A 13,918-nucleotide genomic window follows, 5' to 3' on the forward strand; every position below is an offset into this window, starting at 1 on the left:
TCTCTATCTTTGTCGCGCATTGGTTTGCAACTCTCATGCACGAGGGGAGCGATTAAAAGGGAATCAGGTGCAAGTCCTGAACAGTCCCGCTGCTGTAAGTTCGTATATTATGTTGTGAGCAACGACTTCTAGCCACTGGAAAGCAAAGTCCGGGAAGGCGCTCGCAATAAGAACAAGTCAGAAGACCTACCATGCAAACTCGTTTCACTGCTTTCGAGGAAAAAGCGTTGAGTCTAATGAGCCGGACATTTCGTCCATCATTTCATTCACCACTCTGATTCAGAGAAAGTGTGTACAAACTAATAAACTCTGCCAAGTTTATTATGATGTCCGGTCGAAGTGAGTTCGCCCGGACATTTTTAATTAAAACGAGGTGGACGACAAAGATAAAATGGAAGAGAGAACATTTTGTAAAACGATATATGCGGTACTCTGCTGCCTGCTCCTTTCTACATCACTTTTTGCGCAAAAGCAAAAGGTAGACACCACTCATATTTATTCGATCCCCGAAATAACGGTCTCCGACCCTTATCAGACCCGGGAAGTCCGCTCCACCACTCCCGAACAAATCTTCTCAAAAGAGGAACTCAAAAATCTGCATGTACTGCAAGTATCGGATGCAGTAAAGCATTTCGCCGGAGTCACCGTGAAAGATTATGGAGGTATCGGAGGGCTGAAAACCGTATCTATACGAAGCCTAGGAGCACAACACACCGCTGTAGCCTATGACGGTATTACTATCAGCGACTGCCAGACCGGACAAATAGACATCGGACGTTTCTCTTTAAATAACGTCGACCGCCTTTCACTCCACAACGGACAAGGAGATAATATTTTTCAACCTGCCCGTACCTTTGCCTCCGCCGGATTATTGAACATACAAACACCCACTCCGTATTTCTCTGCCCACAAGCAGACCAATATGGCAGCCGAATTCAAAACCGGTTCATGGAGCTTAGTAAACCCTTCTCTCTTACTGGAACGACAACTCACTAATACATGGAGCATGTCTGCCAATGGAGAATGGATGTCTTCAGACGGTCATTATCCATTTATCCTGCACTACGGAAACGGCGAAGACATGCAAACCAGCAAAGAGAAACGTCACAACACCGATGTACAAAATCTCCGTGCAGAAGTAGGCATCTACGGCAATTTCTCCGACAAAGAACAGTGGAAACTGAAAGCCTACTATTACCAGTCTTCACGAGGCTTGCCCAATGCGACAACCCTGTATTACGACTTTGCCCTGCAACATCTACGAGACAAAAATACATTTATCCAAAGCCAATACAAGAAAGAATTCAACAGGAAATGGGTATTTCAGACATCTGCCAAATGGAACTGGAGTTACCAGAACTACCAAGACCCGAATCCTACCGTAGCGGCAAAGGAAATCAATAACAGCTATTACCAGCAAGAGTACTACCTGTCTGCCTCCACTCTTTACCGGATGCTGGACAATCTCTCTTTCTCCTTGTCGACCGACGGAAGCATCAACACAATGAATGCCAATTTAAATAACTTTGTCTCCCCTACCCGGTACTCATGGCTGACTGCCTTTGCCGGAAAATACATGAATAACTGGGTGACATTATCTGCCTCTGCCCTGGCAACCGTCATCAATGAAAAAGCCAAAAGCGGAGGGAGTGCAGGCAATCACCGGAAACTGTCTCCCAATGTCAGCGCCTCGATCAAACCTTTTGAGAATGAAGAACTCAGGTTCCGCTTTTTCTACAAAGACATCTTCCGCCTGCCTAGTTTCAACGATTTATATTACAGCCAGACGGGAAATATCAACTTAAAACCGGAGAATGCCATTCAGTATAACATAGGCATCACCTATAGTAAAGAAATAAATGACTTTATACCTTATATTTCGGCTACTGTAGACGCTTATCATAATAAAGTGACCGACAAGATTATAGCTGTTCCAACCAAGAATTTATTCACCTGGAGCATGCTCAATCTCGGCAAGGTAGATATAAAAGGAATAGATGCAACAGCCAGTATCAACCTGCAACCTTGGCAGAAGCTCGGAATTAACCTCTCCGGCAACTACACCTACCAACGGGCACTGGATGTGACCAACTCTGATCTTAACACTCCTGAAGGAAGAGTTTACAAACATCAGATAGCCTATACCCCCAGAGTTTCCGCATCCGGACATGCCGGAATAGAAACTCCCTGGGTGAATCTGTCCTATTCCTTCCTGTTCTCGGGCAAACGGTACATGCTCGGACAGAATATCAGTGATAACCGTTTGGACAGCTATAGCGATCACAGCCTCTCTGCCGGCAGAGATTTTAAGATGCGGAATGTCACAGCATCATTAAACGTAGAAGTGCTGAACTTACTGAACAAGAATTACGAGATTGTAAAGAACTTCCCCATGCCGGGACGATCTTTCAGAGTCACGGTAGGAGTCAGATATTAATAATGGAGCCATTAAACTTTGTGTATGAAAGAAAGCATACTTTATAATATATATCAATCAGGGAAATATTTATCCCTTTTATTGTTCTTCCTCATCGCCTGTGATGACTTGGAGGACAAGCCCAGCCTGGTGCCCGGAGAAAGCGGAGACGTCTACGAAACCGGCACAGCGGAAATGTATATTCTAAGCGAAGGACTATTCAATCAGAACAACAGCTCACTGGCCCGCTATTCTTTCAATCAGCAGAAACGTACCAGCAATTATTTCAGTGCAAACAACCAACGGGGATTAGGGGATACCGCCAATGACATGGCTATCTATGGCAATAAAATATATATCGTAGTCAATGTATCAAGTACCGTAGAAGTAATAGACTTTACGACCGGAAAATCAATCCGTCAAATACAAATGCTGCGTGATAACGGCAGTTCTCGCCAGCCCCGTTCGATAGCTTTCGATAAAGACAAGGCATACGTATGCTCTTTTGACGGAACAGTAGCCAGAATTGATACTACTTCACTGGAAATAGAAGCCATTATTACAGCAGGAAGAAACCCGGACGATATCTGTGTGCAAAATAACAAACTGTATGTATCCAACTCAGGCAGCCTGGATTATTCCGGCCCGGGTGTGGATAACACCGTATCAGTGATTGACATCACGACTTTCAAAGAAACCAAGAAAATCGAAGTCGGTCCCAATCCGGGGAAAATACTTCCGGGACTGGAAGATGCAGTATATGTAGTAACACAGGGTGCCGACATCGAAGCCGGCGATTATCATCTGGTACGAATCGACAGTCGCACAGATGTTGTTACCAACACTTATGATGAAAAGGCTTTAAGCTTTACAATCGACGGCCCCATTGCCTATCTATACACATACGACTATCAGACAAAAGCCTCTGCTATCAAAGTTTTCGACCTCACTACCGGAACTGTAATACGAGACAACTTCATCACGGATGGAACAATCATTCAAACTCCTTTCAGTATCCAGACAAACCCTTTCAGCGGAAATATTTATATTACGGAAGCCTACAATTATACCATCAAAGGGGATGTCCTCTGTTTCAACCAGCAGGGACAACTTCAATATCGCCTGAATGAAATAGGTTTAAATCCCAATACAATTGTATTCAGTGATAAAGCTTCACAAAACGACGCAAGTGATATTCCGGACGACCCGAATGCTCCTTCCGCCTTTGCCAACAAAGTATTAGAGTATATGCCTGCCCCCGGACAGTTTATAAATACTACAACTTCCGCTTATGAGGACGGCTTTTCTGCCGAACAAGTCCTGGAACGTGCGACTGAAAAGCTAAAAAAGAAATCAGTTATTTCCCTAGGCGGTTTCGGCGGGACAATCACCGTAGGTTTCCATCAGCCAATACGCAATATCAAAGGGGAATATGATTTCAAGATTCTGGGTAATGCTTCCTACAATCAAAATACCGGTACGGGAGCTCTAGGAGGAAGTGCCGAACCGGGCATCGTTTTGGTTTCAAAAGATGTAAACGGAAACGGATTACCCGATGATGAATGGTACGAACTGGCAGGGAGCGAATATGGAAAGGATACGGAAACACGTGGTTATGAAATAACTTATCACCGACCTCAACCGGCTAATGGAGATGTCCGTTGGACCGATAATCAGGGAGGAGAAGGTTATATTTATAGAAACACCTACCATCAACAAGATTCTTATTATCCGAATTGGATAGAAGAAGATGAGATAACCTTCCGTGGAACACGCTTGAAAGATAATGCGGTAAATGAAGGAGGTACATGGGTAGGCTACTGTTATCCGTGGGGGTATGCAGATAATCATCCTTATAATACGGAACATTGTCAATTTAAAATCGACTGGGCAGTAACTCAAAATGGGAGACCAGTTGCATTGGATGAAATTGATTTCATTAGAATATATACAGCTGTAAACCAGAATGTAGGCTGGACAGGAGAAATATCAACAGAAATCATGACAATAGAAGATTTACATTTTGAGAAGTAATCAACTAAATAATCAACAATTTAAATTAAAGCAGAAACATGAAGAAATTATTTTTACTTTTAACGATATCCACATTTATTTTTTGTGGATGTAGTGACGATGACAAGGACAATGGTCCTAAAACATATGTACTAAATTTGCCAAGCTATGAAACTCATACTCTTGATTTAGGTGATGTAGAAAATCCTATTGATACTTGGTCAAGTAGTTATGAAGATCAAGGTACAACTTATACCACTAATTATTTCCAAACTCTCCTGACAGACAATAGTAAGATTTTCGAATTTGATTGTATTTCGTCTGACTCTTATGGATTTGGTTCCGATGGATTTGCATTCACCAACTGTACAATAAACGATTGTCCAGACTTCTCTGTATATGACTATCGTGCAATTCCTAAAAAAGGAGTAAGTAGCAATACATATGTTGTTGTGGGTGCTGCCGGATATAAAGTAGGTTCAAACAGCGACAAAGAAGTATCAATACGATTCAAAGACAATGAAAATCCAAATAAAACAGAAGATTATCAAGTAAAAGGTCTATATGTAACTAATTGTGTATATGCTTACAAGAGTATGAAAGAAGGTAGCTCTATTTTTAGTGGACTAGACAAATTTGAAGCTAATGACTCATTTAAACTAAAAATACACAATTTTGACAAAACTAAAATGGTGGAATGTGACTTAGCAGAAGGAACGAATATTCTAACAACATGGAAATGGGTAGATCTTACAGCACTTGGAGAAACCAATGGCTTAAAATTTACAATGATCTCAACGAAAGTTAATGATTGGGGGCCCATGACTCCTACTTATTTCTGCCTTGATGGCATCACTCTTATTGAAGACTAAAACAACTGTTTGATTGAGTACAAACGGGCGCTCGATTATATCAAATAAAACGAATGATTACCCAATAGAGCGTATAATCATACTAGACAGGACATATGATTGTATCAAACAGAACACATAATTTTAAGAATCAGACTTCAAATGATGAAGCCTGATTCTTTTTTCATCATAAACTCACTTTTGTAATCTATCTTACCAAATCTTTCAAACAAGATCTCCCTGCTCTACATTAACAAAAAGTCATCAAAAGTTTGCTTATTACACCTACTTTTACTATTTTAGTCGGACAAAATCTAAAATCTACAACAATGGAGTTACCTTTTGCCGAATCATGGAAAATAAAGATGGTAGAACCCATCAGAAAAAGTACCCGCGAGGAACGCGAGCAGTGGATCAAAGAAGCACATTACAATGTCTTCCAACTCAAATCAGAACAAGTTTATATCGACCTTATCACTGATTCCGGAACAGGAGCTATGAGCGACCGCCAATGGGCAGCTATGATGCTGGGAGACGAAAGCTATGCAGGCGCTACCTCCTTCTTCAACCTAAAGAATACAATCACGAAACTCACAGGATTCGAATATATAATCCCTACCCACCAGGGACGAGCAGCAGAGAATGTCCTTTTCTCCTATCTCGTACACGATGGAGACATTGTACCCGGCAACTCACATTTTGATACCACCAAAGGGCATATCGAAGGACGTCATGCCATCGCATTGGATTGTACCATCGATGCAGCCAAAGATACTCAACTAGAAATTCCCTTCAAAGGAAACGTTGATCCGGAAAAACTGGAAAAAGTATTACGCGAGCATGCTGACCACGTTCCCTTTATCATAGTTACCATTACCAACAACACAGCGGGAGGACAACCTGTATCCATGCAAAACCTGCGTGAGGTTCGTACCATTGCTGATAAATATAACAAACCGGTACTTTTCGACTCCGCACGTTTCGCAGAAAATGCCTACTTCATTAAAATGCGTGAAAACGGCTATCAGCAGAAATCAATAAAAGAAATCACACGGGAGATGTTCGATCTTGCCGACGGAATGACCATGAGTGCCAAGAAAGATGGCATCGTCAATATGGGAGGATTCATTGCAACCCGACTTAAAGAGTGGTACGAAGGTGCCAAAGGCTTTTGTGTGCAATACGAAGGCTACCTCACCTACGGAGGAATGAACGGACGGGATATGAATGCCCTTGCCACCGGATTGGATGAGAATACAGAATTCGATAATCTGGAAACACGTATCAAACAAGTAGAATACCTGGCCAAAAAACTGGATGAATATGGAATTCCATATCAACGCCCCGCCGGAGGACACGCCATCTTTGTCGATGCATCCAAAGTATTGACACATGTCCCCAAAGAAGAATTTCCGGCACAGACATTAACAGTCGAACTCTATCTGGAAGCCGGCATTCGTGGATGCGAAATCGGATACATCCTTGCTGACCGCGACCCGGTTACTCACCTGAATCGCTTTAACGGACTCGATTTACTCCGGCTTGCCATCCCTCGCAGAGTGTATACCGACAACCATATGAATGTAATAGCCGCCGCCCTCAGAAATGTATATGAACGAAGAGAATCTATTACTCATGGAGTTCGTATCGTCTGGGAAGCTCCTCTCATGCGCCATTTTACAGTTCAATTAGAACGATTATCATAGCAGCAAAAAGGAATCATCAGCATAAGCAAGGACGATAATCCATATAAACAAAATCAACTCTCAAGTGTTTATATTATAATCAATTGAACTTAATACGTAAAAATTATGGCAGAAGATTATAAACTTATAGATAACGAAGAGAAACATCGATATGAATTTCAAATCGATGACAAAATAGCCGAAATAGACTATATAAAATCAAACAATGGAGAAATTTACCTTGTTCATACTGAAGTCCCCGCCTCTCTTGGAGGCAAGGGAGTTGGTTCTCAACTTGCAGAAAAAGTATTGTCAGATATTGAACGACAAGGTTTACGTTTGGTACCCCTTTGCCCATTTGTAGCCGGATATATCCATAAGCATCCGGAATGGAAACGAATAGTAATGCGTGGTATTCATATTAAATAAAAGTAGAAAATATGGGAAAGAAAGTAGAATACACAAATGGCGAATTAACCATCATATGGCAGCCGGAAATGTGTCAGCACGCCGGAATATGCGTAAAAATGTTACCCAATGTATATCACCCGAAAGAAAGACCGTGGGTACAAATTGAAAATGCGACAACGGAAGAATTAATTGCACAAATCAGCAAATGTCCGTCAGGAGCATTAAGCTACAGGCTTAATAAAAAAGATAATAAGTAATCCGATATAAACGGTGAATAATTTGGGGAACAACCACTCATTATTCACCGTTTTTCAATATGCAATCACAAGTCCCGAAACGGCAATAGTGCACAACAAACATAATGACGCTATCATGTGACGATGGTGACGCCATCCTACAGAGATAGTGACAGTATACCAACCGGATAGCGTCACTATGTTTTATTGATTAATTCTCAGTTATTTGATGATAGTCCAAGTCAGAACAAAATCCGGAGAGATGCGATAGCCCACTGCAAACGACTGTTGTTGTTCCGTAGCATATTCCTGTACCTGAAATGTCCCCTCTTTCTGAGGAACGAAGTGTGACAAACAAAGTTTCCGGAGATCAGCGTCTGCATTCTCCATTGATTTGAATATCGTCTCTTTTGCCGACCAATGTAACAGCATACTCCAGGTTACATCTCCCAAATATGGTTCTACTTGTTCGTCAGGACGGATAAAACGATCATACACTCTTTTTACACGATGACCATATTGTTCGATATCGATACCCACAGGAGCAATCGGACTTAGTATCACAGCCACATATCCTTTGGTATGCGAAATACTGATAAAAAAAGAATGATCACCCAAAGAAGGTTTCCCTTCAGATGAATAGATAATCTCTTTATCTTCCTGCAACATGGAATATAGAAGCACACGAACAGATAACCACTCCATTTTCCTGCGTTCTGAAGTAAAACGCTGCATCTCTTGCTCACAAGAAATTCTCCGGAAAGCAGGAAGAAGAGTCAATAAGCTTTCCTGAGACTCTTCCATCTTCCAAATAGCCCAGTGTATATCTTTCGTTTTATGTTGCAAAAACAATCCCATCTTCCTTCAGTTATTCTTTCTCCTCCGATGGCTCCGTTTCCTTGGGAAGAATCGTAAATTTAACTTTCAGGATACGCCGACTGTCCATCTCCAGCACTTCAAACTCATAATTATGATAAGTCACTTTCTCATGCAATGCAGGAAACTCCCCCTTTATTTCAAGTAACATACCGGCCAATGTATCCGCATCTCCTACCACTTTCTCAAACTCATCCTCATCTACTTTTGCAATCTTATAGAAATCGGTCAACTGCGTTTTTGCCTCGAACACCCATGTATGATCGTTCAGTACTACGTACGTGCGTTCTTCGTCATCATACTCGTCATGAATCTCACCTACAATTTCTTCGATAATATCCTCCATCGTCACCAGTCCGGAAGTTCCTCCAAATTCATCGACAACGATAGCAATATGAATTTTATTCGCCTGAAAATCACGGAGAAGATCATCAATCATCTTTGTTTCCGGCACAAAATAAGCAGGACGAATCAGTGACTGCCAACGGAAATTATCCCCCTTGTTGACATGCGGCAAAAGGTCCTTAATATACAGCACCCCCTTTATATTGTCCCGTGAACCGGAATAGATAGGGATGCGCGAATAAGCATTTTCAATGATACATTGCATCACCTCTTTGAAAGGTGTGCGAATATCCAGATCGACCATATCCAAACGTGAGGTCATCACTTCCTTCACGGTTTCCCCTCCAAAACGGATAATCCCTTCCAGAATATTATTCTCTTCGGAGATTTCTGCTTTATCCGTCAACTCCAAGGCATGAGACAATTCATCCACAGAGATATTATGGTTCTTTTTGGTAACATGCTTATTCAGAAAAGTGGTAGAGCGCACCAGCATGGAAGCGACCGGATGAAACAACTTTTCTAAAAAATAGATGCCCGGAGCAGAGAAACGACAAAATGCCAGCGTCTTTTGTGCCGAGTAAATCTTCGGCATAATCTCTCCGAACAGCAATAACAGGAAAGTCAGGATTACGGTCAGTATAATGAACTCTGCCAATGGAGAATGAAACACAAATACATCCATGAAAAAGAAGTTGCAGAGCATAATAATGGTCACATTAACAAAATTATTAGTGATCAGTATCGTAGCCAGAAGGCGTTCGGAATCTCCAAGAAGGGCGCTGATCTTTTCATCAGCAGGATGATTGTGTTCGTCAATATCATTCAGGTCCGAAGGAGAAAGTGAAAAAAAAGCTATTTCAGAAGCCGAAGCAAAGCCGGAAGCAAGCAGGAGCACACCTGCCAGTACTATGGCAATAATAGCAGAGATTGAAGGAGTGTTTACGGTAATACCGTTGAAAATTTCAGCCAATTGGCTTAAATAACCATCTGAGTCCAAAGAGTATATATTTTAGTTAAACAAAAGATAATGTGCCAATCAGCAATCAACCTATTGGCACATTATCACAGTATCTAAAACGGCAAGTCATCTGCCGGATTATCTTGTATCGGTTGTGCCTGTGAAGGCTGTACCTGTTGTTGCGGTTGTTGCATCTGCTGTGGCTGTTGAGCCTGTATTGCAGACGGCTGAGGAGCTCCCGCACCTGTATTAGCCCCTTTCGGAGACAACATTTCCATATTGTCCACAAATATTTCAGTAATATAGCGCATAGCACCTGATTGATCAGTATATGAACGGGTTCTTATTTTCCCTTCCAGATACAACTTGTCACCTTTATGCACATATTTGTCCACAATCTCAGCCAGACGGTTGGATGCAACAATATTATGCCATTCCGTTCTTTCGGGGATCTGGGTTCCATTAGCCAATGTATAGCCACGATCAGTGGTAGCCAAAGGAAAAGTTGCCACTGCCGAACCGGTATCGAAATATTTCACCCTAGGATCTTGTCCTACGTTTCCTATCAATATCACTTTATTTACTGACATATATGCATCAAGTTTATGTTCTATTATTTAAATCTGCTGCCAAAATTAAACAGAATAACGATAGTATGCAAGTATTTTAAGTATTAAGTAATAAGTATTAGGTATTAAGCTGCGCTGTAGACCGGATGGTTAATACTTAATACTTATTACCAATTACCAACTTCTGCACCAACTTAGAAATCGCATACTGATCCAAATCTTCTATCCGTATTTTCAGAAAGTCTGCAAAAGCTTTGGTACCCTCGGGCAATACCACTTCATATAGATTGGCGTAAATAATCCGATGAGACAATACATGCTTCACATTTCTGCAAACCAAACGTATCTCCGGATTCTCCTCCGATACCAGTAAAGCTTTGAATTCCGGCAATGACAAAAACTCCTCCTCCGACAAAGAAACCGGAGTTTCTATTAATGGCAGTTCAAACAGATTTTTCCATATATCATTCTCTGTCCGCTTATTTATATAGGTATACGCGCCCGCACGTACATACATATAATTGAAGTAACGGTTTGTCGTCTTTGTCTTGTGCTGTTTCACCGGAAGCTGAGCCACCCTTCCTGTTGAAAGTGCCGAACAACTATCCGCCAACGGACAAAACAAACAATCGGGTGACTGTGGAGTACACTGTATGGCCCCGAAATCCATAATACCCTGATTATAAAGAGCCGGCTGTTTCTTATCCAGCATTTCATCCGCCAGAGCAGCAAACAGTTTCTTTCCTTCCGTCGAATCAATCGGAGTATCAATGCCAAAATAACGGGAAAGTACCCGATACACATTTCCGTCTACCACCGCATAAGGCATACCGTAGGCAAAAGAACAGATAGCTGCCGCCGTATACTCCCCTACTCCTTTCAACGCCAGCACTTCGGGATATGTTTTCGGAAAAACTCCATTCATGCTTTTGGCTGCGGCATGCAGGTTGCGGGCACGAGAATAATATCCCAGTCCCTGCCAGTATTTCATCACTTCATCCTCGTCAGCGTCTGCCAATGTCTTCACATCAGGAAAACGTTTGATAAACCGGAGAAAGTAATCATATCCCTGCGCCACCCGTGTCTGCTGGAGAATAATCTCCGATATCCAGATCCGATACGGGTCCGACGATTCTCTCCAAGGCAAATCACGCTTGTATTCTTTATACCATTCAACTATAGCCTCACTAAAAATATTCATTCCTGATTTCGATCTATCATCTAACATTTATCTTGTATATACTATCCAAAAGCAGTACAAAAGTAACTCTTTTGACTCTAAGAAAACTTAATGCCTCCATTTTTTTAGAAAAATGTGCAGAATATATTTTTTTAGGAGACCAAAAAGCTATATATTTGCAGTCCAAAAAATTAGCAAGAACCTAGTAATAATATTTTTTTTAAGGAAAAATGACTAAAGCAGATATTGTAAACGAGATTACAAAGAAAACCGGTATTGATAAGACAACAGTTCTTACAACAGTTGAAGCATTTATGGAAGCTGTTAAAGACTCATTGTCTAACGATGAGAATGTATACCTTCGCGGGTTTGGTAGCTTCGTAGTTAAGAAAAGAGCTCAAAAGACAGCTCGTAATATTTCTAAGAATACTACTATCATCATTCCAGAGCACAACATTCCGGCCTTCAAACCGGCTAAGACATTTACAATTTCAGTAAAGAAATAATAAACAAGAGTATTAACCCATAAAATGTGAAGCTATGCCAAGCGGAAAAAAGAAAAAAAGACATAAAATGTCTACGCACAAGCGTAAAAAAAGACTAAGAAAGAACAGACATAAAAGCAAAAAATAATTTTTAAGTCTGATCAAACAGAATAAAGAACAAACTTGCGAAGCTACATGTCTTTCAAGTTTGTTCTTTGTTTAAGTAGCTAACCCAAAATGAACATTTTGTCAAAAAAGTTGTTCATACAAATGAGATTCAATCAATAATAAGAAAGCAAAACAGTGACAAGTGAAATTGTAATAGACGTACAGCCCAAAGAGGTCTCCATCGCCCTTCTCGAAGACAAGAGTCTGGTGGAACTTCAAAGCGAAGGAAGAAACATTTCTTTCTCAGTGGGCAATATGTATTTGGGACGTATCAAGAAATTGATGCCCGGACTGAATGCATGCTTTGTAGACGTCGGTTACGAGAAAGACGCTTTTCTTCATTATCTTGACCTGGGTCCTCAATTTAACTCACTCGAAAAGTTTGTAAAGCAGACTTTAAGCGACAAAAAGAAGCTGAACTCCATCAGCAAAGCAACCCTACTTCCTGACCTTGACAAGGATGGTACTGTAGCCAACACATTAAAGGTCGGACAAGAAGTGGTGGTGCAAATCGTTAAGGAACCTATCTCTACCAAGGGACCGCGACTGACGTCCGAAATTTCGTTTGCCGGACGCTATCTGGTACTGATCCCTTTTAATGATAAGGTTTCTGTTTCACAAAAGATTAAATCGAGCGAAGAGCGCGCCCGTCTGAAACAACTGTTGATGAGCATCAAACCTAAAAATTTTGGTGTCATCGTCCGTACAGTAGCCGAAGGCAAACGCGTAGCCGAACTCGACGGAGAGCTTAAAGTCCTGATCAAGCATTGGGAAGATGCAATGGCGAAAGTACAGAAAGCCACCAAGTATCCGACGTTGATTTATGAAGAGACCAGCCGCGCCGTAGGTTTGTTACGCGACCTCTTCAACCCTTCTTTTGAGAATATTCACGTCAATGACGAGGCTGTGTACAATGAAATCAAAGACTACGTAACACTGATCGCACCCGACCGGGCAAACATCGTGAAACTGTACAAAGGCCAACTTCCCATTTACGACAATTTCGGTATCACCAAGCAGATCAAATCATCGTTTGGTAAAACAGTCTCTTACAAGAGTGGTGCCTATCTGATTATTGAGCACACTGAGGCGCTTCACGTAGTAGACGTGAACAGCGGAAACCGCACCAAGAATGCCAACGGGCAGGAAGGTAACGCACTCGAAGTAAATCTGGGAGCCGCCGACGAGCTGGCTCGCCAACTGCGATTAAGAGATATGGGTGGTATCATCGTCGTGGACTTCATCGATATGAATGAAGCCGAAAACCGTCAGAAGCTTTATGAACGAATGTGTGCCAACATGCAGAAAGACAGGGCACGGCATAATATTCTGCCGCTCAGCAAATTCGGGCTGATGCAGATTACACGCCAACGTGTGCGTCCGGCAATGGACGTCAACACGACCGAAATCTGCCCCACCTGCTTCGGAAAAGGTACTATCAAATCGTCCATTCTCTTTACGGACACTTTAGAGAGTAAAATTGATTATCTGGTCAACAAACTGAAGGTAAAGAAATTCTCGTTACACGTCCATCCGTATGTCGCCGCCTTTATCAATCAGGGACTTGTCTCCCTCAAACGTAAATGGCAGATGAAGTACGGACTCGGTATCAAGATTATTCCAAGTCAGAAACTCGCTTTCCTGCAATATGTGTTCTATGATACACATGGAGAGGAAATCGATATGAAGGAAGAAATCGAAATCAAGTAACAGAAAAGGCGA

At 41.7% G+C, this 13,918-nt stretch carries 12 protein-coding genes and 1 riboswitch; of the genes, 8 read left to right on the forward strand and 4 right to left on the reverse strand.

The window, feature by feature from the left end; genetic code table 11:
• The first annotated feature begins 2 nt into the window (after window positions 1–2).
• A riboswitch (cobalamin riboswitch) is annotated at window positions 3–208 on the forward strand.
• 183 nt (window positions 209–391) lie between these two features.
• From K6V30_RS20705 to K6V30_RS20730, 6 genes are all read left to right on the forward strand, one after another.
• Window positions 392–2,437, forward strand: coding sequence for a TonB-dependent receptor plug domain-containing protein (locus K6V30_RS20705; protein ID WP_055269023.1), 2,046 nt, complete (start codon window positions 392–394; stop codon window positions 2,435–2,437).
• 24 nt (window positions 2,438–2,461) lie between these two features.
• Window positions 2,462–4,450, forward strand: a complete 1,989-nt coding sequence (locus K6V30_RS20710) for a YncE family protein (protein ID WP_055269024.1) — start codon at window positions 2,462–2,464, stop codon at window positions 4,448–4,450.
• Window positions 4,451–4,488: 38 nt separating this feature from the next.
• Window positions 4,489–5,301, forward strand: a complete 813-nt coding sequence (locus K6V30_RS20715) for a DUF4465 domain-containing protein (protein WP_055269025.1) — start codon at window positions 4,489–4,491, stop codon at window positions 5,299–5,301.
• Window positions 5,302–5,609: 308 nt separating this feature from the next.
• Entirely contained in the window at window positions 5,610–6,986 is a 1,377-nt protein-coding gene (locus K6V30_RS20720; protein WP_010538743.1) for a tryptophanase TnaA, read from the forward strand.
• A gap of 105 nt (window positions 6,987–7,091) precedes the next feature.
• On the forward strand, window positions 7,092–7,394 hold the full coding sequence (locus K6V30_RS20725) for a GNAT family N-acetyltransferase (protein WP_010538744.1): 303 nt from the start codon (window positions 7,092–7,094) through the stop codon (window positions 7,392–7,394).
• A gap of 11 nt (window positions 7,395–7,405) precedes the next feature.
• Window positions 7,406–7,633, forward strand: coding sequence for a (4Fe-4S)-binding protein (locus K6V30_RS20730; protein ID WP_022301516.1), 228 nt, complete (start codon window positions 7,406–7,408; stop codon window positions 7,631–7,633).
• A 201-nt stretch (window positions 7,634–7,834) separates the two neighbouring features.
• Here K6V30_RS20730 and K6V30_RS20735 read toward each other — a convergent pair whose 3' ends face one another.
• The 4 genes from K6V30_RS20735 to mutY all read right to left on the reverse strand — a co-directional run bounded on the left by K6V30_RS20735 (window position 7,835) and on the right by mutY (window position 11,564).
• The gene (locus K6V30_RS20735; protein ID WP_055269026.1) at window positions 7,835–8,470 is read right to left on the reverse strand and encodes a 4'-phosphopantetheinyl transferase family protein; all 636 of its coding nucleotides are present in this window, start codon (window positions 8,468–8,470) and stop codon (window positions 7,835–7,837) included.
• Window positions 8,471–8,480: 10 nt separating this feature from the next.
• Entirely contained in the window at window positions 8,481–9,833 is a 1,353-nt protein-coding gene (locus K6V30_RS20740; protein WP_055269027.1) for a gliding motility-associated protein GldE, read from the reverse strand.
• A 74-nt stretch (window positions 9,834–9,907) separates the two neighbouring features.
• Complete coding sequence (locus tag K6V30_RS20745; protein ID WP_055269028.1) at window positions 9,908–10,384, reverse strand: single-stranded DNA-binding protein; 477 nt, start codon at window positions 10,382–10,384, stop codon at window positions 9,908–9,910.
• 136 nt (window positions 10,385–10,520) lie between these two features.
• On the reverse strand, window positions 10,521–11,564 hold the full coding sequence (mutY, locus tag K6V30_RS20750) for an A/G-specific adenine glycosylase (protein WP_010538749.1): 1,044 nt from the start codon (window positions 11,562–11,564) through the stop codon (window positions 10,521–10,523).
• 209 nt (window positions 11,565–11,773) lie between these two features.
• On the opposite strand from mutY, the gene K6V30_RS20755 reads away from it, so the two are divergent.
• Together K6V30_RS20755 and K6V30_RS20760 are read left to right on the forward strand one after the other, a co-directional pair.
• A complete protein-coding gene (locus K6V30_RS20755; protein WP_008762277.1) occupies window positions 11,774–12,049 on the forward strand; it encodes an HU family DNA-binding protein in 276 nt (91 codons plus the stop codon).
• A gap of 282 nt (window positions 12,050–12,331) precedes the next feature.
• Window positions 12,332–13,906: an Rne/Rng family ribonuclease gene (locus K6V30_RS20760; protein WP_010538750.1), complete on the forward strand. Its 1,575-nt coding sequence runs from the start codon at window positions 12,332–12,334 to the stop codon at window positions 13,904–13,906.
• Window positions 13,907–13,918: the final 12 nt, after the last annotated feature.

Source organism: Bacteroides faecis, from assembly GCF_020091505.1.
GTDB lineage: Bacteria > Bacteroidota > Bacteroidia > Bacteroidales > Bacteroidaceae > Bacteroides > Bacteroides faecis.